Consider the following 22,599-nt stretch of genomic DNA (forward strand, 5'->3'; position numbering starts at 1 on the left):
GTCTGCGCAACTACATCGACGGAGAGTTCCGCGATGCCGCCGATGGACGGACCACAGAGGTGGTCAACCCCGCGACGGGTGAGGCCTACGCGACCGCGCCGCTGTCCGGCCAGGCCGATGTCGACGCCGCGATGGCGGCCGCCGCCGCGGCCTTCCCCGCCTGGCGCGACCAGACCCCCGCCGAGCGCCAGAAGGCCCTCCTCAAGATCGCCGACGCGTTCGAGGAGCGGGCCGAGGAGCTCATCGCGGCCGAGGTCGAGAACACCGGCAAGCCCACCGGTCTGACCCGGTCCGAGGAAATCCCGCCCATGGTCGACCAGATCCGCTTCTTCGCGGGCGCGGCGCGCATGCTGGAGGGGCGCTCGGCAGGCGAGTACATGGAGGGCCTGACCTCGATCGTGCGCCGTGAGCCGGTCGGTGTCTGCGCGCAGGTCGCGCCGTGGAACTACCCGATGATGATGGCCGTGTGGAAGTTCGCCCCGGCGCTCGCGGCGGGCAACACGGTCGTCCTCAAGCCCTCGGACACCACCCCCGCCTCGACCGTCCTGATCGCGGAGATCATCGGCTCCATCGTCCCCGGGGGCGTCTTCAACGTCCTGTGCGGGGACCGTGACACCGGCCGTCTGATGGTCGAGCACAAGACCCCGGCGATGGCGTCGATCACCGGTTCCGTACGTGCCGGTATGCAGGTCGCCGAGTCGGCGTCCAGGGACGTCAAGCGGGTCCACCTGGAGCTGGGCGGCAAGGCGCCGGTCGTCGTCTTCGAGGACACCGACATCGCCAAGGCCGTCGAGGACATCTCGGTGGCGGGCTACTTCAACGCGGGCCAGGACTGTACGGCCGCCACGCGTGTCCTGGTCCAGGAGTCCATCCACGACGAGTTCGTGGCCGCGCTGGCCAAGGCCGCCGCCGACACCAAGACCGGCCAGCCGGACGACGAGGACGTGCTGTACGGGCCGCTCAACAACCCCCACCAGCTCAGGCAGGTGAGCGGTTTCATCGAGCGGCTGCCCGCGCACGCCAAGGTGCAGGCGGGCGGCCACCGGGTCGGCGAGAAGGGCTTCTTCTACGCTCCGACCGTCGTGTCCGGCCTGAAGCAGGACGACGAGATCATCCAGAACGAGGTCTTCGGCCCGGTCATCACCGTCCAGTCCTTCACGGACGAGGCCCAGGCCGTCGAGTACGCGAACGGCGTCGAGTACGCGCTGGCCTCCTCCGTGTGGACCAAGGACCACTCACGCGCGATGCGCATGTCCAAGGTCCTCGACTTCGGCTGCGTGTGGATCAACACGCACATTCCGCTGGTCGCGGAGATGCCGCACGGTGGCTTCAAGCAGTCCGGGTACGGCAAGGACCTGTCGGCGTACGGGTTCGACGACTACACGCGCATCAAGCACGTGATGACCTCGCTCGACGGCTGACATCGCGTCCTGAACGACCTGCTGGAAAGGGCAGCGGCAACGGCGGCATCATGCAGCACGTGCTGCGGTGCTGAGGTTCCACGCACGGAACGGGGCCTTGTCCAGGTCGCCCGGAGCCCCGTTCGTCGTCTGTCTCAGCCGAACCGCAGGATGCGTGGGGCGAAGGTGCCCTCGGGACCGTCTGCGCGGCCGACCGACCACACCGTCCCCGTGCCCGGCACCGGCGCCAGTTGCAGCCGCGAGGATTCACCCTCCCCGGCCACCGCCGGCTCGCTGTACCCGGTGAACGACTGCCCGTTCCAGGCGAGGAAATCCGGCCCGGGGACAAACGGCGGGAAGCTGTCCGGGTCCCTCTTCTGCGAGCGGGACACCGCGACCCAGCCCAGCTCGCCGGACGGGGTGGGCGCCAGTGAGCTGACCGAGCCGAAATCGGTGGGCATGGTCACCCGGCTCCACGTCTGCCCGTCGAAGCGGACCAGCAGCGGCGGAATCGGCCGGCCCACCGGGCCGCCGACGAACCCGGCCGTGCCCCCTGCCCACACCTCCGTCGGCGAGACCGCCAGCACACTGCCCACGGCCGACCGCGGGAACCCGTCCACGATCGTCTGCTGCCACGCCTGCCCGTTCCAGTGCGACACGGCCGCACCCGAGGCGGTGTCGCCCGCGGCCCAGACGTCGTCGGCCGCCAGGATGTGCAGGCCGTACACGGCTCCCGGCGGCACCGGCAGGTCCCGCCAGCCGCTCCCGTCCCGGCGCAGCAGTACCTGCATACCGTCCCGCGAACCGATCAGCCAGGTCTCACCGCCGCCGGTGACGACTTTGGTCAGTACGACACCGCGCGGCGGCCGGCTCTCCGACCAGGATTTTCCGTCGTAGCGGAGCAGGCGGGCGCCGCCCGCCGAGTCGCGGCCGACCGCCCAGACCGCCGTCGGTGAGGTCGCGGCGACGGACAACAGCTCTCCCTGCCAGCCGATCCCGGGCAGACTCTGGCGCTGCCACGCGGATCCGTCCCAGCGCAGCAGCAACGGGAAGCCCGGCGCCTCGCGACCGACGGCGTCCGCGCCCACCGCCCACGCCCGGTCCGGCCCGAACGCCACGGCCTCGTTCAGCCCGGCCTGGGGGCGTACCTGTGCCGGGACCGGAACGTGTTGCCAGGACAGGGTTTCCGCCGCGGCCGAGGTCATGATGGTCACGATGGTCATGGCGACCGCGAGGGCCGCGACGAGAAGTCTGCGTGCCATGGTCAGCCTCCCAGCCGCTCACTCATCAGGTTCGGTTTCGAGCCGTAGATCTCGACGGTCCCGAAGGACAGCACTGCGGACCCGGCCCGCGCCAGTGCACGCGGTTTGACGTCGATCGCGTTCGTACGCTCCGGGCCGTAGGAGAAGGTGGTGCGGGAGCCGTCCACCCGTGCGTACTTCGACTGGAACGCGCGGTCGCTGCGCACCGGCAGCCACAGCGAACCGTCCGGGCCGCGCACCATGGCCTCGGTGTAGGTGTCGCCCAGCGGTGGGTAGGTGGTGCGCCAGGCGTGCCCGTTGAAGGTCATCAGGTACGTGCGGGCCACGCCGTCGGTGTACTGGCTGCCGCCGATCGTGACCCGGCCGGACGGTTCGAGCAGGATCGTGTGCACGTTGCTGTTCGGCGGCAGCGACACCTTCGCGTCCCGCCACACCGTGCCGTCCCAGCGCAGGACGGTGGTCCCGGTGCTGGTGTCCGCCCAGGCCCAGGCGTCGGTCGCGGTACGCGCGGTGATCCCCGCCACGAAATACACACCGTCCGGGGTGGACTGTGTGGTCCAGCCGGAACCGTCGTAGTGCAGCACCTTCAGTCCGGTGTCGTCCTCACCGACCACCCAAGCGGCACCCGGAACCGCGGCGAAGTCCTGGTAGACCCACAAGGTCTGCGGCAGCGGGACGGCACTCCACCCTCCCGCCGACCGGCGCAGGATCTCTCCCACCCCGTCGCGGCTGTGGAAGATCCACACCTCCTCGCCGACGAACTGCACCTTGCCGAGCCAGCCCGACTCACCGGCGCCGGGGAAGGTGGTGTCCCGGCTCCACGCCGTGCCGTCCCACCGGTACAGCATCGGCCGCACTCCATCGGCGGCGTGCTCGTACCCGGTCGCCCACGCCTCGCCCGGCCCGCGGGCGGCGAGGTCGGACACGGTCACCGGCGGGGCCGCCGCCGCCGGCACCGGCAGCGCCGACCAGCTCGGCGTCACAGCCGCGGCCGGCGACACCACCGCGGCACACGTGATCACAAGGCAGACAACGACCGCACGAACAATGACTGCACGGAGACCGTTCACGAGACCCCCAGAGCCCGAAGGTCGCACAGCGTATGACGTTCGCCCACCCGTGCACAGACGGCATTCGGCCATCACGGTTCCCTCTGGAGGCCCACCGTGTCGTGGGGCTCCTGGAGCCACGAGCGGAGTTCGTGGCTCCAGGTCGGAGTTCCAGCCGCAGTCAGTCCAGCGACTCGGAGCGCGCCGCTGTCCTCCGGTACGGACCGGACCACCTCGGTCCAGATCTTCCGGTGTTCCGCTGCCACGGTGGCGAGTTCACCGCCGCCCGCGATCAACTCGGCGTAACGAACGTACGGTTGTGGCCAAACAAGCAGGTGCCCATTCAGCGCTCGTGGCTCCCGCGGACAGTCAGGTCTGAGCCGTCTCCCAGGCGCGAGTCATGGCTGTGGCAAGTCGGACGGTGAACACGGCGCTCAGACCAGGAGCGTGCTCCCCGTGGTCTCCGCTCGCCGCGCATAGGGCAGGCCAGCCTGCAATCTTCGGAGAAGGCATCTCATGTGGACGTTCGTCCGGGCGTCGGGCGGCTTCTGGACCGGGCGAACTGGACGGGTGTTTGGCCGTACTGCTTCTTGAAGGAACGGATGAAGTGGCTGCTGTCGGCGAATTGCCAGTGTGCAGCGAGTTCCGAAATGCTCGGAGGGCCGACTGATGCCGCCAGTTCAAGCCGGGCTTGCTCCAGCCGTCTGCGGCGTATAAGCCTGACTTCGCCACCCGGGCGGACATGGCCATGCTCACCATGACGAACGGAATGGAACGCGATCTGGACGAGTTCGACGCCCTGTTTGCGGCCTCGGGGTGGCGCCGCTCGAAGACGTACCCCGTGGGGGGGCGGTTATTTCGGCATGGAGCTGATCGCCGTCTGACGGTTCGCGGCGAGGCGCGGACAGCCGGGAGCAGGCGGCACCACCTCCTGCGCCGTGCCGTGCGGTCTTCATGCCTGAGCGATCTTGTCGCTGATGGTGGCTGACCTGGGATCGGGCCTGGCGGCGGCGTCGCCAGTGGGACCAGTCGAGCCGGTGGGCCGCACCGTGGACGGGCGGGACGACGAGCGCGTTGAACAGGCGCTGGATCTCGTCGCAGGTCAGCGGTATCGGCCCGCCCGGCCCGGGGTGGCGGACGTGTTCGTCGGCGCGGACGACGGCGAGGAAGGCGTGGTGAGCATCGCGAGGGTGACCCAGCGGTGCCAGATACGTCCAGCGTCTGACCTGGTGTTCGTCCAGTCCGGCCAAGCCCTTGCCGGACTGAACGGTCTCCTCGACCGTCCATCTGCGTCCGGCGACCCGCACCAGGGTGGACGCCGGAACCTGGGTGGCTGAGCAGCAGCGGTAGAAGGCGAGTTCGCCGGTGCGCCGGTTACGGCGGACGAGCAGATGGTGGTGGCCGGGCCGGTCGTCGGCGATGTCGGCCAAGGCCCAGTCGTAGAAGCGTTGCCCCTTGGCTCCGACGCCGGCGCCGGCGGAGAGTTTCTGCCAGGCGCGCTTCGGCCGGCGGGAGGTCCTTGCCCTCCCGCCAGCGCACCCCCTGCCCATCCCGGTGGTACTGCTCCGCCCAAGCCCGGCGCAGGATCCGCACCGCGGGGACCTCGCGCAGCCAGCCCGGAGCGGCCGCTTCATCGACGGCGTCCAGGAGTACGAATCCGTCCCGGCCGACCTGTTGGGCCCATTCCCGGCGGACATTGTCCCCTTTGGGGAAGCGGTAGTTGTCGACCTTGGCCCCGTACCGCTCCACCCATGCGGTACTGATCAACGGGGCCAGCCAGTCCGGGGCTGCTGCGGCCAGCGCCTCCAGCGCCGCCCGCAGCGTTTCACCGACGAACTCCATCCGGTTCAGCGTGCGCACCGCGGCCAGCACGTGCGTGGAATCGGTGCGCTGGCGACCACCGGCCCGCAGCAGTGCTGCATCGGACAGCCGGGACAGGACCACCTCCAGGACCCGTTCCTCCAGCCCGTGCGCGATCAGACGGGAGCGGAAGTCTCCCAGGACGGTGAAGTCGAATCCCGGATCATCCAGCTCCAGCCCCAACAAGAACTTCCAGTCCATGCGTGCCCGGACCTGGTCAGCGGCCTGCCGGTCGGACAGTCCCTCCGCGTACTGCAACACCGACACCAGAGCCAAAGCTCCCGGGGAGATCGCGGGCCGGCCTCGGTCAGAGAAAGCCTCAGCGAAGTCCTCGTCCGTGAACAGCGGACCGAGCACCTCCCGGATCCGGATGGCCAAAGTCCCCTTGGGGAACGAGGCCCGCACCACCCGGGCCGTCAGCTCAGGCACCCCGTCATCCGACCGCGACTCCAGCGACATCCCGCTCTCCCCATCCCGCCGATAACCAAAGCCATCAACAAGACGAACGACACAGCCCTGCTCGAATCACGAGTTTCCCAACGGAGTCGTTCACGGGGGAGAGCGTCAATGCGCCAGCATCACACGACCCGTACCAGGCGCCGAACGAGCCCCTTGATCCACTTTCGCCCAACACCCCCAGATGGCCGGAGATACGTAGAGTCCGTGGCTGCGATTCGCGGTCGGCATCGCCGGCACTGCGATGGCGCGGACACCTCGGCCGATGGGGCCTATCGGCCCCAGGCCAAGGACCTGCGGTCTCTACACCGCGTCCCTCCTTGTCGACACCCTGGAGTCAGAACCCCGACCAGGAGGTGGACAACATGTCCCGCAACGTCACCGTGGGCCTCGACGGCTCGTCCGAGAGCCGTGCCGCTGCCGAGTGGGCGGCGCGCGAGGCGAAACTGCTCGGCCTGCCGCTGCGGTTGGTGCACGTCTGGGAACCCGTCCCGGAGCCCATGGCGCAGGCGCCGCTCCTGGGTGCCGAGACGCAGCAGCACTGGAGCGAGCGGATTCCGCGCGAGGCGGCCGAGGGACTCCGCCCGCGCCACCCCGGCGTGCACGTGGACATGGTGCAGATTCCCGGCAGTCCGGTGGATGCGTTGGCCGAGGCGTCGAAGGACGCCGAGCTGCTGGTTCTCGGCTCGCGCGGGCTGAGCGGCATCGGTGGATTCCTCGTCGGGTCCGTGGGCATGGCCGTGATCGCTCGCGTCGAGACCCCTGTCGTCCTCGTGCGGGCCGGCGAGCAGGCCGCCGACGAGCACGAGGCGGATCCGGCGGGCATCCCGTCCGCCGCCACCGCGTACCGGCCCGTGGTGCTCGGCCTCGACACCGGCCACCCCGATGACGCGGTGATCGTATTCGCCTTCGAGGAGGCCGCCCGCCGCGGCAGCGCGCTGAGGGTCGTGCACGGCTGGAACCTTCCGCCTTACTTCGCCTACGGCCTGGCCGCCGACCCCGATCTCAACGCCGAACTTGGTCGGCAGGAGGCTGCCGCGCTGACCGAGGTGCTACGCCCCTGGCGGCAGAAGTACCCGGACGTCGAGGTCGTCGAGCAGTCCCGCTCGGGCAGCCCTGCCAACCACGTCATCGACGCCTCCCGTGAGGCGTCCCTGGTCGTTGTCGGCCGCCGGGTCCGGCGCAGCCCGTTCGGCGCCCATATCGGCCCCGTCACGCACGCGGTACTGCACCACGCCACCGCGCCCGTCGCCGTCGTCGCGCATGACTGAGCGCACCCTCTGAAGGAGTGGAGATCATGAACGCAGGGGTGGAACGAGTCCTCGGCGGGCCCTTGGTCGTGGGCGTGGACGGTTCCGAGCCGAGCTTGCGGGCCGTCGACTGGGCGGCCGACGAGGCGGTGCTGCGCGGGGTGCCGTTGAGGGTGGTGTATGCCTGCCTGTGGGAGCGGTACGAGGGTGCCGCGCTCGCCGGGGGCCTCGGCAGGCCGACCGCGCTGCCTTTGTCCCAGGACGTCGTCGGCGCCGCCGCTCAGCGGGCGCGTTCCCGGCACCCCGACCTGGAGGTGACCGCCGACGTGGTGTTCGAGGAGCCGGAGTACGCCCTGGTGCGCGAGGGGCGGAACGCCTCCGCGTTGGTCGTGGGCACCCGCGGCCGCAGCGGCATCGCCGAGATGCTGCTCGGCTCTGTCAGCCTGGCCGTCGCGGCCTATGCCGACTGCCCGGTGATCGTGCTGCGTGGCAGTCACGACAATCAGGTGACGCCCCTGGTGCGCGGCCGGGTCGTCGTGGGCGTCGGCGAGGACGTGAAGGAGTCGGAGGCGGTGAGGTTCGCCGTCGAGGAGGCACGGCGACGCGGGGTGCCCCTGGAGGCCGTGCGGGCCTGGCGGTGTCCCGCGCACGAGACCACCGACCACCCGTTGATGGCCGGCGAGCCCGCCCGGCTGCACGAGGAGCGGGCGGTCGAGGAACTGGAAGCGGCGTTGCAAGATGTCCCGGCGGACATCGATGTGCGCCGGCGCACCGTCGAGGGCCATGCCCGCCGAGTGCTTTTGGACGCCTCGCACGAGGCCGACCTGCTGGTCGTCGGCGCCCTGCGCCGCGAGGGGCACTTCGGGCTCCAGCTCAGCAGGGTCGCCCACGCGGCGCTGCACCACTCCGCCTGCCCGGTCGCCGTTGTACCGCACCGGGCGCAGGACGCCTGACCGGTGCCTCAGATGCTCGCCGCGTGATCGGGGACGTAGGTCTGCAGATCGCGCGGCGGGCGTTCGTAGCCGGTCGATGACGGCCTGGGTGGCAACTCGAGCACCGGCGGCGGCACCTCGTGGTACGGGATCGAGCCCAGCAGATGGGCGATCATGTTCAGCCGGGCCCGGCGCTTGTCGTCGCTCTCGACGACGTACCACGGCGCTTCGGCGATGTCGGTGTGCACCAGCATCTCGTCCTTGGCCCGGGAGTACGCCTCCCAGCGGGTGAGTGACTCCAGATCCATCGGGGACAACTTCCAGCGCCGCAGAGGATCTTCCAGCCGACGTCGGAAGCGCTCCTGTTGCTCGGCGTCGCTCACCGAGAACCAGTACTTGCGCAGCAGGATCCCGTCCTCGATCAGCATCCGCTCGAAGATCGGGCACTGGCGCAGGAACAGCTGGTACTCCTCCTTGGTGCAGAAGCCCATCACGTGCTCGACACCGGCCCGGTTGTACCAGCTGCGGTCGAACAGCACGATCTCCCCGGCGGCGGGCAGATGCTCGACGTACCGCTGGAAGTACCACTGGGTGCGCTCGCGCTCGGTCGGTGTGGGCAGCGCCGCGATCCGCGCGACACGCGGATTGAGGTGCTCGGCGACTCGCTTGATGGTGCCGCCCTTGCCCGCCGCGTCCCGTCCCTCGAAGACGACGACCAGGCGGGCGCCCTCTGCCCGCACCCACTCCTGCAGTTTCACCAGCTCCGTCTGCAGGCGGAGCAGTTCCCGTTCGTATGCCGCGCGCGGCACCTTTGCCGCCTTCTTGCCGGCCATGCCGCCTCCATTGCCCGATGGCTTACGTCGATGACTTCAACGTAATCACTGGTGCCCCGGTCCAAGACCGGGACAGCACCGTACTGACCGGCACGGGGCGGCGCACCCTGAACGCGCACTGTCAAGCGTGCCCGCCCGCCTCCGGGCCGGTGGCGGCCCCGGGGACGACCGGCGGAATTTGGGCCTACCGGCCCTCGAATCGCCCCCAGACAGCCCATGGGGCCACTCCCCGATCCGCCGGATGCTCGACATGACAAGAGGCTTGGAGGAGTCCCGCGATGACGCATCACGTGACCGACCGACCCCCCGTCCACGCCCTGCTCGCGGACGGCACCACGGTGTGCATCCGTCCCGTGGTGCCGGGCGACCACGACCAGTTGGAGGGGCTCTACGAGGAGATGTCGCCGGAGAACCTGCGCCTGAGGTTCTTCGCCGCGAGCCACCGGTCGGCCCGTCTGGCCGCCGACCGGGCCTGTGCTCCGACCCGCACAGGCTACCGGGCGCTGCTGGCCGAGACGCAGGGCCGGGTGATCGGCCTTGCCGAGTACGACACAGGGGATGAGAAGGACGCGGCCGAAGTGTCCATCGCCGTCGCCGACGGGCTGCACCACCGGGGCGTTGGAACTCTGCTCGTCGAGCACCTCGTCTCGGCCGCCCGCGCGGAGGGCATCACGACCTTCACGGCCGACGCGCTCAGTGAGAACCACGAGGTGTTGAAGCTCTTCGCCGACCTCGGTCTACGCACGGAGCGTCGCTTCGAGGGCCCGGAGGTGCGCTGCACCATCGTCCTCGACCAGAGCGACACCTACCTCACGGCCGTCGAGGAACGGGGGCGTTCCGCCGACGTCGCCAGTTTGAAGCCGCTGCTGCGGCCGGAGGTGGTCGCCGTCGTCGGGGCCGGGCGCAAGCCGGGTTCGGTGGGCCGGGCGATCGTGCACCAGCTGCACGCGGGCGGCTACACCGGGCGCCTGTTCGCGGTGAACGCCGCCGCGCACTCGATTCTCGGCGTGCCGTCCTACTCGTCGGTCAGCGCCCTGCCCAGGACACCTGACCTCGCGGTGCTCGCCGTACCTGCCGCCGCGATCCCGGAGACAGCCGAGGAGTGCGGGAAGGCGGGCGTACGGGCCCTTCTTGTCGTTACCGCGGGCCTCCACGCCGATCAAGCGCACGCCCTGTTGACGGCCTGCCGTGCGTACGGCATGCGGCTCGTCGGCCCCAACTGCCTCGGCGTTTCCAACACCGACCCGGAACTGAGCCTGGACGCCACGTTCGCCGCCGGCCATCCGCGCCCCGGCACCGCGGGCGTCGCTGTGCAGTCCGGCGGTGTGGGCATCGCCCTGCTCGACGGGCTGTCCCGGCTCGGTATCGGCGTCTCTTCCTTCGCCTCCCTCGGTGACAAGTACGACGTCAGCGGCAACGACATGCTCCAGTGGTGGGAGAGCGACGGCCGCACCGACCTCGCCCTCCTGCACCTGGAGTCCTTCGGCAGCCCGCGGGCGTTCTCCCACACCGCCCGGCGCGTGACCCGCCGGATGCCCGTACTGACCGTCGACGCCGGCCGCACCGACGCGGGCCGGCGCGCCGCCGCCTCGCACACCGCGGCCGCCGCCACCCGCACCATGACCCGCGGAGCGCTCTTCACCCAGGCCGGCATCACCGCCACTCGGTCGATCGGCGAACTCCTTGAGACGGCAGCGCTGTTGCACTCGCAGCCACTGCCCACGGGCAGCCGGGTGGCGATCGTCACCAACGCGGGCGGGGCCGGTGTCCTCGCGGCTGACGCCTGTGCCGAGGCCGGGCTGTCGCTCCCGGCGCCCACCCCGGAACTGGTCGACGACCTGCTCGCCGTACTGCCGGACGGGGCCGCGGTGGGCAATCCGGTCGACGCCACCGCCGCCGTCACGGAGGAACAGCTCGCGGACTGCGTGGACCGGATCATGCGGTACGGCGGCGTCGACGCCGTCCTGGTTGTCCTGGTCCCCACGGCGGTCGCCGCGGCGACCGGCGACGACCTCGTCCGGGCCCTCACCCTCCCCCACTCTCGGCTGCGCTCGAGCGGGGGCACCCCCATCCCCGGCCGGAGGGCGAAACCCATCGTCGCGGTACGGCTCGAACAGGGCCTGCCCGTCGAGCTGTTGCCCGCTATAGGCGACAGAACCATCCCGTCGTACTCCGAACCCCAGGCGGCGGCCCGGGCGTTGGCTCACGCCGCCCACCGCGCGGCCTGGCTCGCCCGCTCCGCCGGGATGGTCCCAGACCTGGACGGCGTCGCGACGGAGCGAGCCCGCACCGTCGTCGCGACCTACCTTGACGCGCACCCGGATGGCGGCTGGCTGGACCCGCGCACCTGCGCCGACTTGCTGGGCTGCTACGGCATCCCGCAGATCGCCTGGGCCTGGGCCGAGACCGAGGACGAGGCCGTCCTGGCCGCCGACCGGCTGCGCGGCAGCGATGGCCGGGTGGTCATGAAGGCCCACTGGCCTGGGCTGGTGCACAAGAGCCAGCAGCACGCCGTCCACCTCGACCTGCGCGGCGACTCCCAAATTCGGTCCGCCTTCCGCGACCTCGAGACCCGCTTCGCCGGGCTGATGACCGGTGTCGTGTTGCAGCCGCTCGCTGCCCGCGGCACCGAGCTGTTCGCGGGCGTCGTCCAGGACGAGGTCTTCGGACCGCTCGTCCTGTTCGGACTCGGCGGTACGGCCACGGAGGTGCTGGCCGACCATGCGGCCCGACTCGCCCCGCTCACTGACCACGACGTGCACGACCTGATCACCGCCCCGCGCTGTGCCCCGCTCCTGTTCGGCGCGCACGGCAACGGACCCGTCGACCTCGAGGCGCTGGAGCAGCTGCTGCTGCGGCTGTCCCGTATGGCGGTGGACCTGCCGCAGCTCGCTGAGACCGACTTCAACCCGGTCCTTGCGACACCGGGCGGCGTCACCGTACTGGACGCGCGGATCCGCCTGGTGCCGTGCAGGCCCCAGGACCCCTATCTGCGCCGGCTCCGCTGAGAAGGGAAAATGGACATGAAGCACAACAAGGTCGGCTCCGTAATGACCACGGACGTCGTCCGCGCCGTGTACGGCACCCCGTTCAAGGAGGTCGCGAGGATGCTCGCGGCCCACCGGATCAGCGGGCTGCCGGTGGTGGACGAGGACGACAAGGTCATCGGCGTCATCTCCGAAACGGACCTGGTGGCACGCCAGGCGGCCACCTCGGGACCGTATGAACCGCGCCGTCGCTTCGCGTTCTCGGGGCTCACGCGCGGTGCCCGACGGCAGGCGGCGAGGGTGCATGCCCGCACCGCCGGTCGGCTCATGACCGAGCCGCCCGTCACCGCGCACGCCGACGACACCATCGTCGAGGCCGCCCGCACCATGGCCCAACATCAGGTGGAACGTCTGCCGGTGCTCGACGAGGCGGACCGGCTGGTCGGCATCGTCACCCGCCGCGACCTGCTGCAGGTGTTCCTGCGGCCCGACGGGGAGATCCGAGATGAGGTGATCGAGGACGTACTGGGGCGCACCCTGTGGCTGACGCCCCGCAGCATCGACGTGTCCGTGGTGCAGGGCGTCGTCACGCTCACCGGCCACATGGAACGCAAGAGCGAGACGGAGATCGCCCTGTCGATGACCGCACGGATAGACGGCGTGGTCGACGTGGTCGACAGGCTCTCGTACCGACTGGACGACGCGCGTTTGCGCGCCCAGGAGCAGGCGCTGCACGGCGTGGCCGACGACTGGCTGCGCAAGATGTGAGAGGAGGCGTACCGAGATGACCGGCACCGTTTTGGTCACCTACGGAACCACGAACGGATCAACAGAGGAGATCGCGGAAACCATCGCCGACGTCCTCCGCAAGAGCGGGCTGACGGCCGATGCCCTTCCGGCCCAGTCCGTCAGGGGTGTGGCGTCGTACGACGCCGTGGTGGTCGGAGGCGGAGTGTATGCCGGACGCTGGCAGAAGCACGCCCGCCGGTTCCTTCGTCGGCACCGTCACGACTTGGCCGAACGCCCACTGTGGTTGTTCAGCAGCGGCCCGCTCGACGCCTCGGCCTCGGAGCGGGACATCCCGCCCGTACCCGGAGTGAAGAAGGCCATGGTCACGCTCGACGCCAGGGAGCACGTCACCTTCGGAGGCTGCCTGGAGGAGGGTGCGAAGGGATGGGTCGCACGAATGATCCTCCGCAACGGAAAGGGCGGAGACTTCCGCGACTTCACCGCGATCGAGACGTGGGCGGCACATGTCGCCGACGAGCTGACGCACACAAGAGGCTGACACACACATGGCGGGCCGGAATGCTCCGCTCCACCCAGACCCCGGTGCCCGGCACCGGGGTCGCCGCACGGCCGCACCTACGACGGCACCACGGCCACGGGGCACGTGGGCCTCTCGCAACAGGGACCGAATCCTGTACCCGCGCTCGGCGCCGGGCCTCCGCCCTGGTCATCAACCCGCGGCGGCAGGCACGGCGACGGCCTGCGGCGTACGGGTCAGGGCCGTGCCCAGGCTGGGATGCAGCTCGAAGACACCTGCCAGGCCAACAGCGCGCAGGATCCGTCGGAAGTGCACGCTGTCGGTGACCAGCCGCAACCGGCCGTGCCGGGCCTCGGCTCGGTTCCGTGCCCGGCACAGGACGCCGATGCCCGTACAGTCGATGAAGGCCGTGGCACGCAGGTCCAGGACCAGATCGGGGTGCTGGTCGGCGGTGAGGGCCTCCAGCCGGGCCGCGAGGGACGGCGCAGTGAAGATGTCGATCTCGCCGCGCAGCTCCACGACGGTGATTTCACCGACGGTGCGTTCCGTGTGGTGAGGCGCGGACCTGGGGTCGTTCTCGGACATAGTCTGAGAAAACAGGGCAAGGCGAGGTGTGGGAAGGGCCGATCGGCCCTACTGCCCGGTTTCGCCAGATTTGTTGGCCCGCCCGGCGGGGCGTAACGGCCGACCAGCCGACGCATCCTCCGAACACCCCGGACCCGGTCCTCGTGGCCCATGGACCGGGGTGTACCAACGGGTCGTTCTCCGGCTCGGCCGGGACCCATGGCCCCTCATCCCCGAGCCTCGTCCGGCGCAGGGTGGAAGGACGCAGTACCGCTGTACCAGGTGAAGGACGGGCTGGCTGATGTACCCCAATGACGGTTTCCGCGAACTCGGGCGGCAGGAGTGCCGACGGCTGCTGGCCAAGATGCCCGTCGGCCGCATCGTCTTCACGCGCCGCGCCCTGCCCGCCGTGCTGCCGGTCAACTTCAGCCTGGACGGCGACGGCGCGGTCCTGCTGCGCACCTCCGCAGCCTCGGAACTGGTCCGCGCGATCGACGGCGCGGTGGTCGCCTTCGAGGCGGACGAGGTCGACGCCGCCCGGCACTCCGGCTGGAGCGTTGTCGTCACGGGCTCGGCCACGGTGGTGACCGACCCGGCCGAACACGAACGCCTGGCCCGCACCGGCCCGGTCTCCTGGGTGCCCGCGCCGCAGCAGGTCTTCGTCCGTATCGAGCCCGAACTGGTCACCGGGCGTGAGCTCGTCGGCGGGCGCAGCCTGTACGGGGTGGACCTCACCGCCTGAAGGTCTTTCTTCCTTTCTTCCCGTTTCTTCTCGTCCGGCCGGGGCCGGGGCCGTACAGCCCGACGGGAGGGGGCCGTACGGCGTGCCGACGGGTTCCATCGGCCTCTGCCGGCAGCGCCAGCGGGCGACAAGCATCCCTCGTGGAGCCGCCGTGGGACCGATCGACGCACAGCCGGCCGACGAGCCCGCCACCGCCCTCGGCACTCCCAGGGGTGAACACCCCGTGTATGGAACAGAAGGGAACAGGACAATGACTGACCGTCATGTGGTCGTTGGAGTGGACGGTTCACTGGTCGCCGTACGGGCCTTGGACCGGGCCGCAGAGGAGGCGGTGCGCCGCGGCGCCGCGTTGCGCATCGTGTACGCCGTGGCCGACCGCGACGAGGGCGGTCCGGTTCTGGCGTCGGCCGCCTCGCGGGTCCACGAGCGTCATCCCGGTCTGCCGGTGGAGTCCAGGGCCGTGGAGGGCGGCGCTGTGCGGGTGCTGGCAGGGGAGAGCGAGGGCGCGGTCCTCACCGTCGTGGGCACCCGGGGGTTCGGCGGTGTCTCCGGTCTGCTGGCCGGCTCGGTGAGCTGGCGTCTGGTCGGACACGTGCACGGTCCGCTGCTGGTCGCCCGGGGGGATCACCCTCGCGACGAAGGGCGCGCGGTGCTGCTCGGCCTGGAGAGCGACACGGATGAGGCCGCAGCCGCTTACTCCTTCCAGGAGGCGGCACGGCGTGGGGCCCGGCTGCGTGTCGTGCACTCCGCAACGCACCGGCACACCACGCCCGAACTGCCCTCGCTGGTGACCGCGACGAGCCCCGGCCAGCAGCGCCAGGCCCGGAACGACCGGGCGGAAGAAGCCGTGCCCCGCTTCAGCATCGCCCGACTGCGGGAGGAGTACCCCGAGGTTGAGGTCGACACCCGCACGGTCCGTACCGGCCCGGCCCACGCCCTGCTGGCGGGTACCCGCGAGGCCGGCGTGGTGGTCATCGGCACGCGCCGGCGCGCGGGCCGGCTCGGTCCACCGCTCGGCCCCGTCGCTCATGTCCTGTTGCACTACTCCCACTGCCCTGTGGTGCTGGTGCCGACGACCTGAAGACGAGCACAGCGGCAAAGCGGATGGCCCAGTCGGCCCTGTCGGTACCCGGCGGATGGCGGGAGGGTGAGGAAATCCGGATCCGCAGGTACCTACGACCGAACCCAGACCCAGAAGGGACCCACGATGTCCGTCGACACGCAGCAGGCATCCGCCCCGCTTACGGACGACGAGCTGAGGACGCTGGACGCCCACTGGCGCGCCGCGAACTACCTGTCCGTCGGCCAGATCTACCTCATGGCGAACCCCCTGCTGACCGAGCCGCTGCGCCCCGAGCACGTCAAACCGCGACTGCTCGGCCACTGGGGCACCTCGCCCGGGCTGAACCTGGTGCACACCCACCTCAACCGCGTGATCAAGGCCCGCGGCCAGGACGCCCTGTGCATCTGGGGCCCCGGCCACGGCGGCCCCGCGGTGCTCGCCAACTCCTGGCTGGAGGGGAGCTACAGCGAGACCTATCCGGACGTGTCGCGCGATGCGGCCGGCATGGACAGGCTGTTCCGGCAGTTCTCCTTCCCCGGCGGCGTGCCGAGCCACGTGGCACCCGAGACACCCGGCTCGATCCACGAAGGCGGCGAACTCGGCTACTCGCTCTCGCACGCCTACGGAGCCGCTCTCGACAACCCGGACCTGCTCGTCGCCTGTGTGATCGGCGACGGCGAGGCGGAGACCGGCCCGTTGGCCGCGTCCTGGCACTCCAACAAGTTCCTCGACCCGGTGCACGACGGCGCCGTGCTGCCGATCCTGCACCTGAACGGCTACAAGATCGCCAACCCGACGGTGCTGTCGAGGCTCCCCGAGTCCGAACTCGACGCCCTGCTGCGGGGATACGGCCATTCCCCGATCCACGTCACCGGCGACGACCCGATGACCGTGCACCGTGCCATGGCCGCCGCGATGGACGACGCGCTTGACCGCATCGCGCTCCTCCAGCGCACCGCGCGCGAGGACGGCGTGTCCGAGCGGTCGCACTGGCCGGTGATCGTGCTGCGCACGCCAAAGGGCTGGACCGGCCCGGCCGAGGTCGACGGCCTCCCTGTGGAGGGCACCTGGCGCTCCCACCAGGTCCCGCTCTCCGCCGTACGGGACAACCCGGACCACCTGCGGCAGTTGGAGACATGGTTGCGCTCGTACAAGCCCGAAGAACTCTTCGACGAGCACGGCCGGCCCCGCGAGCAGGTGCTGGCCTGCATCCCCGAAGGCGCCCGCCGCCTGGGCACCACCCCGCACGCCAACGGCGGGCTCCTGCTGCGCGAACTCCCCCTGCCCCCGCTGGAGCGGTACGCCGTCCCCGTCGACAAGCCCGGCGCGACCCTGCACGAGCCCACCCGCGTTCTCGGCGACGTGCTGGAACACGTCATGCACGCCACCCACGGGAGCCGTGACTTCCGGATCGTGGGGCCCGACGAGACCGCCTCCAATCGACTGCAGGCCGTCTTCGACGCGAGCGGCAAGGCGTGGCAGGCGCAGACACTTCCGGTGGACGAGCACCTGGACCGGCACGGCCGGGTGATGGAGATCCTTTCCGAACACACCTGCCAGGGCTGGCTGGAGGGCTATCTGCTGACCGGTCGGCACGGGCTGTTCTCCTGCTACGAGGCGTTCGTGCACATCGTCGACTCAATGGTCAACCAGCACATCAAGTGGCTGCGCGTCACCCGCCGACTGCCCTGGCGCGCCCCCATCGCCTCCCTCAACTACCTGCTGACCTCGCACGTCTGGCGCCAGGACCACAACGGCTTCTCCCATCAGGACCCCGGTTTTATCGACCACGTCCTCAACAAGAGCCCCGAAGTCGTACGGGTCTACCTGCCGCCGGACGCCAACACCCTCCTGTCGGTGGCGGATCACGCGCTGCGCAGCCGCGACTACGTGAACGTGATCGTGGCCGGCAAGCAGCCCTGCTTCGACTGGCTGACCATGGAGCAGGCCAAGGTCCACTGCGCGCGGGGCGCCGGGATCTGGGAGTGGGCCGGCAACGAGAACGGCGAGCGGGAGCCGGACGTGGTGCTCGCGGCGGCCGGTGACGTCCCCACCCAGGAAGTGCTGGCCGCCGCGCAGCTGCTGCGCATCCATCTCCCGGAACTGACGGTGCGGATCGTGAACGTCGTCGACATCGCCCGGCTGTTGCCCGCCGAGGAACACCCGCACGGGATGAGCGACTTCGAGTACGACGGGCTGTTCACCACCGACAAGCCGGTCATCTTCGCCTACCACGGCTACCCCTGGCTGATCCACCGCCTGGCCTACCGCCGTACGGGCCACAAGAACATGCACGTGCGCGGCTACAAGGAGATCGGCACCACCACCACACCGTTCGACATGGTCGTCCGCAACGACCTCGACCGCTACCGCCTGGTCATGGACGTCATCGACCGCGTCCCCGGCCTGGCGGTGCGCGCCGCGGCCGTACGGCAGCGGATGGAGGACGCCCGGCTGCGCCACCACGAATGGATCCGCGTTCACGGCACCGACCTGCCGGAGGTCGCCGACTGGTCCTGGGACGGCTGAACCGGTGCCAACGGGGCCCGGGCAGGGGGCCGTTCGGCCCGCGGTCCGGGCCCTGCAGCCCCTCCGACGGGCGTCGACGACGCGGGACATTGAAGGAGCAAGGAAAGTCGCCCGACATCCTGAGCGTCGTACCCCTCGAAAGGGATGAGCATCATGGCAGTGCACGACCACCCGCACCGGCATCTGGGATTCCGCTTCCCGTCCCTGCACAGGGCCGGGGCGGCTCACGCCTCCGCCGGCGAGACGACCGCCGCCGCGACGGCGACCCGTGCGCACGTGTTCGCCGGGCTACGCCTGCTGACCGGCTTCGTCTTCCTGTGGGCGTTCCTGGACAAGACCTTCGGCTTCGGTTACGCGACCGGCTCCGGCAGGGGCTGGATCGACGGCGGCTCACCCACCAAGGGCTTCCTCGGCGGTGTCGCCGTCGGCCCGATGGAGTCCACCTTCCACGACTGGGCCGGGGCCGCCTGGGCGGACTGGCTGTTCATGCTCGGCCTGCTCGGCATCGGCCTCGCCCTGATCGCGGGCATCGGCCTGCGGCTCGCCGCGGTCGCCGGGACCGTGATGATGGCGTTGATGTGGATCGCGGAGTGGCCGTCGGCCAAGCACCTCTCCGACGGCTCGCCGAGCATGTCGACCAACCCGTTCGCCGACTACCACCTCATCTACGCCATCGTCCTGATCGCCCTCGCGGCCGCGGGCGCGGGCGCCACCTGGGGCCTGGGCAAGGCGTGGGCGCGGCTGCCCTTCGTCAGCCGCAACCGCTGGCTGCTCTGAGGGCAGCGCGCTCGATGACCGGGGCACCTCCGCCGTCGGGCGGAGGTGCCCCGGTCGTGCGTGCGCCGACGGCCATGCGATGCCGGGCTCGGCCTGACCGGGCCCAACGGCCCGGCAGGCGAGGGACCGATGGCGCGCCCGGGTACGCCGACAGGCCCTCCCCGCAGGCGCCGCGGGCGACGAGCATCGAATGCACAGAAGTTCACGTGCAGAGCGAGGGAGAGACCGGCGATGACCACAACGGTGACAGCTGGCAGCCGAAGGGCCGAGGCATGGCGAGGCTTCGCCGGTGCGCGCTGGCGGGGCGACGTCGACGTGCGCGACTTCATCCAGGCCAACTACACGCCGTACGAGGGCGATTCGGCGTTCCTGGTCGGTCCGACCGAGCGCACGCTCACGGTCTGGGGCAAGGTCGCTCGTCTGTTCCCCGAGGAGCGGCGCAGGGGAATCTTCGACGTCGACCCGGGTACCCCGTCGACGATCACCTCGCACCGGCCGGGTTTCATCGACCGTGAGCGGGAGCTGATCGTGGGCCTGCAGACGGATGCCCCGTTGAGGCGGGCGATCATGCCCAACGGCGGGTTGCGGATGGTCGAGAACAGCCTGAAGGCGTACGGCTACCAGGCCGATCCTTTCGTGACGCGCGTCTTCGGGACCTACCGCAAGACGCACAACGACGGTGTCTTCGACGCGTACACCCCCGAGATGCGCGCTGCCCGCAAGGCCGGGATCATCACCGGCCTGCCGGACGCCTACGGTCGCGGCCGGATCATCGGCGACTACCGGCGCGTGGCGCTGTACGGCACGGCCAGGCTGATCGAGGCGAAGCGGGCTGAGCGTGCCCTGCTGGACGCGCGGCCCTCGGGCCCGGACGTGATCCGGGACCGTGAGGAACTGGCCGAGCAGGTCCGGGCGTTGGGCGAGCTGACGCAGATGGCGGCCTCGTACGGCTGCGACGTCTCCCGTCCCGCTGCCACCGCGCAGGAGGCTGTGCAGTGGCTCTACCTCGGTTTCCTGGCGGCGGTGAAGGAGCAGAACGGCGCCGCGATGTCGCTGGGCCGCACGTCCACGTTCCTGGACGTCTTCCTCCAGCGGGATCTGGAGGAGGGGACCCTCGATGAGACCGGGGCCCAGGAGCTGATCGACGACTTCGTGATCAAGCTGCGGATCGTGCGGTTCCTGCGCACTCCCGAGTATGACGCGCTGTTCTCCGGTGACCCGACCTGGGTGACGGAGTCCATCGGCGGCATCGGTGGCGACGGCCGCCCGCTGGTCACCCGCACCTCCTTCCGCTTCCTGCAGACCCTCTACAACCTCGGCCCGGCCCCGGAGCCCAACCTGACCGTCCTGTGGTCGCCGCGGCTGCCCGAGGGCTTCAAGGAGTTCTGCGCCCAGGTGTCCATCGACACCAGCGCCGTCCAGTACGAGTCCGACGACCTGATGCGCCCGCGCACCGGCGACGACACCGCGATCGCCTGCTGCGTCTCGGCGATGACGGTGGGCCGGCAGATGCAGTTCTTCGGCGCACGGGTGAACCTGGCCAAGGCGTTGCTGTATGCGATCAACGGTGGCCGGGACGAGGTGACCGGTGAGCAGATCGGGCCCCAGACGCCTGGCCTGACCGGCGAGTACCTGGAGTACGGGGAGTTGTCGGCCGCGTACGACCGGATGCTGGACTGGCTGGCGGCCACGTACGTCAACACGCTCAACGTCATCCACTACATGCACGACAAGTACGCCTACGAGCGCATCGAGATGGCACTGCACAACCACCCGGTGTACCGCTTCATGGCGTGTGGCATCGCGGGACTGTCGGTGGCCGCGGACAGCCTGTCCGCTGTCAAGCACGCGCGGGTGAAGGTGATCCGGGACGCGACCGGGCTGGCCGTGGACTACGCGGTCGAGGGCGAGTTCCCGGCGTACGGCAACAACGACGACCGTGTCGACGCCATCGCCGTCGACCTCGTGGAGTCCTTCATGTCCAAGGTGCGCGAGCACCCGACGTACCGCAACGCCGAGCACACGCAGTCGGTGCTGACCATCACCTCGAACGTCGTCTACGGCAAGCACACCGGCAACACTCCCGACGGCCGGCGCGCGGGCGCCCCGTTCGCGCCCGGTGCCAACCCGATGAACGGCCGCGACCGCCACGGCGTGGCCGCCTCGGCCCTCTCGGTCGCCAAGCTGCCGTACGAGCAGGCCCGCGACGGCATCTCACTCACGACGACGATCACGCCCGAGGGACTGGGCCATGACCCGGCCGAGCGCCCGGGCCATCTGGTCGGCATCCTCGACGCGTACATGGCCTCCGGCGGTTTCCACATGAACGTCAACGTCCTGGACCGGGCGACGCTGGAGGATGCCATGGAACACCCGGAGAAGTACCCGGAGTTGACGGTTCGGGTCTCCGGGTACGCCGTCAACTTCGTCCGCCTGACCCGCGAGCAGCAGCTCGACGTGATCAGCCGCACCTTCCACGGATCGCTGTGAGCACCATCATCGAGCCGGTGACGGGCCGGGTCCACTCCTGGGACCTGTCCACGGGAGTGGACGGTCCCGGGACCCGGTTCGTGCTGTTCCTCAGCGGCTGCCCGCTGCGCTGCCTGTACTGCGCCAACCCGGACACCTGGCACATGCGCGACGGGAAACAGAGCACCGTCGACGAGGTGATGGGCGAGATCGAGAAGTACCGGCCCTTCATCACCACCGCCGGCGGGGGAGTGACGCTCACCGGCGGCGAGGCCCTGCTGCAGCCCGCGTTCACGGCCGGCATCTTCCACCGATGCAAGGAGCTCGGTCTCCACACCGCCCTCGACACCTCCGGCTTCCTCGGCGCCCGCGCCACCGACGAACTCCTCGCCGACACCGACCTGGTGCTGCTGGACATCAAGTCCTTCGACGTTCGTACCTACCGGAAGCTGACCGGAGGAGACCTCTCCCCGACCCTCAACTTCGCCACCCGCCTGGACCGGCTCGGCGTCCCCGTGTGGATCCGCTACGTCCTCGTGCCCGGCTGGACCGACGACCCGGCGGCCGTCGACGGCCTCGGCGCGTTCCTCGCCGGGCTCGGCAACGTCGACCGGGTGGACGTCCTGCCGTTCCACAAGCTCGGCGCCCACAAGTACGACGCGCTCGGCATCCCCTTCCCCCTCCGCGACACGCGTACGCCGGATCCGGACCTGACGGAGCGGGTGCGCGAGCAGTTCCGGGAGCACGGCCTGCGGGCGCTCTGACCGAACGGCCCGCCACAGGCGGGCGAGATGCACCTCGCCCGAAGCGCCCTGGCGGGGCGCTGGGATGCTGCTGTGCAGCCTCATCGGCATGTCGCCTCGGCGTAAAGGAATACCCCGTGGCGCCCGCTTCCCCGCCTTTCACGGCAGGGGTGAGGCACAACCGCTGAATTCCCCCTGGAGCGGCAACCGTGCTTGCCGGAACAACATCGGCTGATCGGCGATCACTGCAACGAACCGACGTTTCACCGAGACCATTTCATCAATACTTTGCTGGTCTTGATTTGTCCACAACAATTTGCTGATCACATCGGGAATTCGTCGGCACATCGATCCACGGGGGAACCGGGCCCTCACGGGCCGACGTGGGTGGCCGGCCAGGGCGTGGTGTCCAGCGG

General features: G+C 70.2%; 17 protein-coding genes and 2 pseudogenes. 12 read left to right on the forward strand and 7 right to left on the reverse strand.

What is annotated here, in order from left to right:
* Positions 1 to 2: 2 nt before the first annotated feature.
* Positions 3 to 1,421: a gamma-aminobutyraldehyde dehydrogenase gene (locus tag ACTWQR_RS41850; protein WP_443232510.1), complete on the forward strand. Its 1,419-nt coding sequence runs from the start codon at positions 3 to 5 to the stop codon at positions 1,419 to 1,421.
* 134 nt (positions 1,422 to 1,555) lie between these two features.
* On the opposite strand, the gene ACTWQR_RS41855 is transcribed toward ACTWQR_RS41850, so the two are convergent.
* From ACTWQR_RS41855 to ACTWQR_RS41875, 5 genes and pseudogenes are all read right to left on the reverse strand, one after another.
* Positions 1,556 to 2,662 carry a hypothetical protein gene (locus ACTWQR_RS41855; RefSeq protein ID WP_443232511.1) on the reverse strand — a complete coding sequence of 369 codons (1,107 nt, stop codon included), beginning with the start codon at positions 2,660 to 2,662 and terminating at the stop codon, positions 1,556 to 1,558.
* Positions 2,663 to 2,664: 2 nt separating this feature from the next.
* Positions 2,665 to 3,618, reverse strand: a complete 954-nt coding sequence (locus ACTWQR_RS41860) for a hypothetical protein (RefSeq protein ID WP_443232553.1) — start codon at positions 3,616 to 3,618, stop codon at positions 2,665 to 2,667.
* Positions 3,619 to 4,225: 607 nt separating this feature from the next.
* Positions 4,226 to 4,492 (reverse strand): helix-turn-helix domain-containing protein, encoded by a 267-nt coding sequence (locus tag ACTWQR_RS41865; RefSeq protein ID WP_443232554.1) that lies wholly within the window; start codon positions 4,490 to 4,492, stop codon positions 4,226 to 4,228.
* A 187-nt stretch (positions 4,493 to 4,679) separates the two neighbouring features.
* Positions 4,680 to 5,219 (reverse strand): annotated as a pseudogene (locus tag ACTWQR_RS41870) (IS701 family transposase); the annotation flags it as partial.
* Positions 5,200 to 6,030 (reverse strand): annotated as a pseudogene (locus ACTWQR_RS41875) (transposase); the annotation flags it as partial. The pseudogenes ACTWQR_RS41870 and ACTWQR_RS41875, both read right to left, overlap by 20 nt.
* Positions 6,031 to 6,392: 362 nt before the next feature.
* Here ACTWQR_RS41875 and ACTWQR_RS41880 point away from each other — a divergent pair.
* Positions 6,393 to 7,298 (forward strand): universal stress protein, encoded by a 906-nt coding sequence (locus tag ACTWQR_RS41880; RefSeq protein ID WP_443232512.1) that lies wholly within the window; start codon positions 6,393 to 6,395, stop codon positions 7,296 to 7,298.
* A gap of 26 nt (positions 7,299 to 7,324) precedes the next feature.
* Positions 7,325 to 8,230, forward strand: a complete 906-nt coding sequence (locus ACTWQR_RS41885; RefSeq protein WP_443232513.1) for a universal stress protein — start codon at positions 7,325 to 7,327, stop codon at positions 8,228 to 8,230.
* Positions 8,231 to 8,238: 8 nt separating this feature from the next.
* On the opposite strand, the gene ppk2 is transcribed toward ACTWQR_RS41885, so the two are convergent.
* Positions 8,239 to 9,042 carry a polyphosphate kinase 2 gene (gene ppk2, locus ACTWQR_RS41890; protein WP_443232514.1) on the reverse strand — a complete coding sequence of 268 codons (804 nt, stop codon included), beginning with the start codon at positions 9,040 to 9,042 and terminating at the stop codon, positions 8,239 to 8,241.
* Between the two features lie 278 nt (positions 9,043 to 9,320).
* On the opposite strand from ppk2, the gene ACTWQR_RS41895 reads away from it, so the two are divergent.
* From ACTWQR_RS41895 to ACTWQR_RS41905, 3 genes are read left to right on the forward strand one after another with little or no spacing between them, the layout of a single operon-like run.
* On the forward strand, positions 9,321 to 12,050 hold the full coding sequence (locus ACTWQR_RS41895; RefSeq protein ID WP_443232515.1) for a bifunctional acetate--CoA ligase family protein/GNAT family N-acetyltransferase: 2,730 nt from the start codon (positions 9,321 to 9,323) through the stop codon (positions 12,048 to 12,050).
* A gap of 15 nt (positions 12,051 to 12,065) precedes the next feature.
* A complete protein-coding gene (locus ACTWQR_RS41900; protein ID WP_443232516.1) occupies positions 12,066 to 12,797 on the forward strand; it encodes a CBS domain-containing protein in 732 nt (243 codons plus the stop codon).
* A gap of 16 nt (positions 12,798 to 12,813) precedes the next feature.
* Positions 12,814 to 13,317: a flavodoxin domain-containing protein gene (locus tag ACTWQR_RS41905; protein ID WP_443232517.1), complete on the forward strand. Its 504-nt coding sequence runs from the start codon at positions 12,814 to 12,816 to the stop codon at positions 13,315 to 13,317.
* A gap of 171 nt (positions 13,318 to 13,488) precedes the next feature.
* Here ACTWQR_RS41905 and ACTWQR_RS41910 read toward each other — a convergent pair whose 3' ends face one another.
* Positions 13,489 to 13,881, reverse strand: coding sequence for an STAS domain-containing protein (locus tag ACTWQR_RS41910; RefSeq protein ID WP_443232518.1), 393 nt, complete (start codon positions 13,879 to 13,881; stop codon positions 13,489 to 13,491).
* 280 nt (positions 13,882 to 14,161) lie between these two features.
* On the opposite strand from ACTWQR_RS41910, the gene ACTWQR_RS41915 reads away from it, so the two are divergent.
* From ACTWQR_RS41915 to pflA, 6 genes are all read left to right on the forward strand, one after another.
* On the forward strand, positions 14,162 to 14,602 hold the full coding sequence (locus ACTWQR_RS41915) for a pyridoxamine 5'-phosphate oxidase family protein (RefSeq protein ID WP_443232519.1): 441 nt from the start codon (positions 14,162 to 14,164) through the stop codon (positions 14,600 to 14,602).
* A 250-nt stretch (positions 14,603 to 14,852) separates the two neighbouring features.
* Complete coding sequence (locus tag ACTWQR_RS41920; RefSeq protein WP_443232520.1) at positions 14,853 to 15,683, forward strand: universal stress protein; 831 nt, start codon at positions 14,853 to 14,855, stop codon at positions 15,681 to 15,683.
* Between the two features lie 126 nt (positions 15,684 to 15,809).
* The gene (locus ACTWQR_RS41925) at positions 15,810 to 18,194 is read left to right on the forward strand and encodes a phosphoketolase family protein (RefSeq protein ID WP_443232521.1); all 2,385 of its coding nucleotides are present in this window, start codon (positions 15,810 to 15,812) and stop codon (positions 18,192 to 18,194) included.
* Positions 18,195 to 18,347: 153 nt separating this feature from the next.
* Entirely contained in the window at positions 18,348 to 18,971 is a 624-nt protein-coding gene (locus tag ACTWQR_RS41930; RefSeq protein ID WP_443232522.1) for a hypothetical protein, read from the forward strand.
* A gap of 231 nt (positions 18,972 to 19,202) precedes the next feature.
* Entirely contained in the window at positions 19,203 to 21,461 is a 2,259-nt protein-coding gene (pflB, locus tag ACTWQR_RS41935; RefSeq protein WP_443232523.1) for a formate C-acetyltransferase, read from the forward strand.
* Entirely contained in the window at positions 21,458 to 22,204 is a 747-nt protein-coding gene (pflA, locus tag ACTWQR_RS41940) for a pyruvate formate-lyase-activating protein (protein ID WP_443232524.1), read from the forward strand. The genes pflB and pflA overlap by 4 nt, the downstream gene beginning before the upstream one ends.
* The last annotated feature ends 395 nt before the right edge of the window (positions 22,205 to 22,599 follow it).

This window comes from Streptomyces sp. 2A115, assembly GCF_052245575.1.
Taxonomy (GTDB): domain Bacteria; phylum Actinomycetota; class Actinomycetes; order Streptomycetales; family Streptomycetaceae; genus Streptomyces.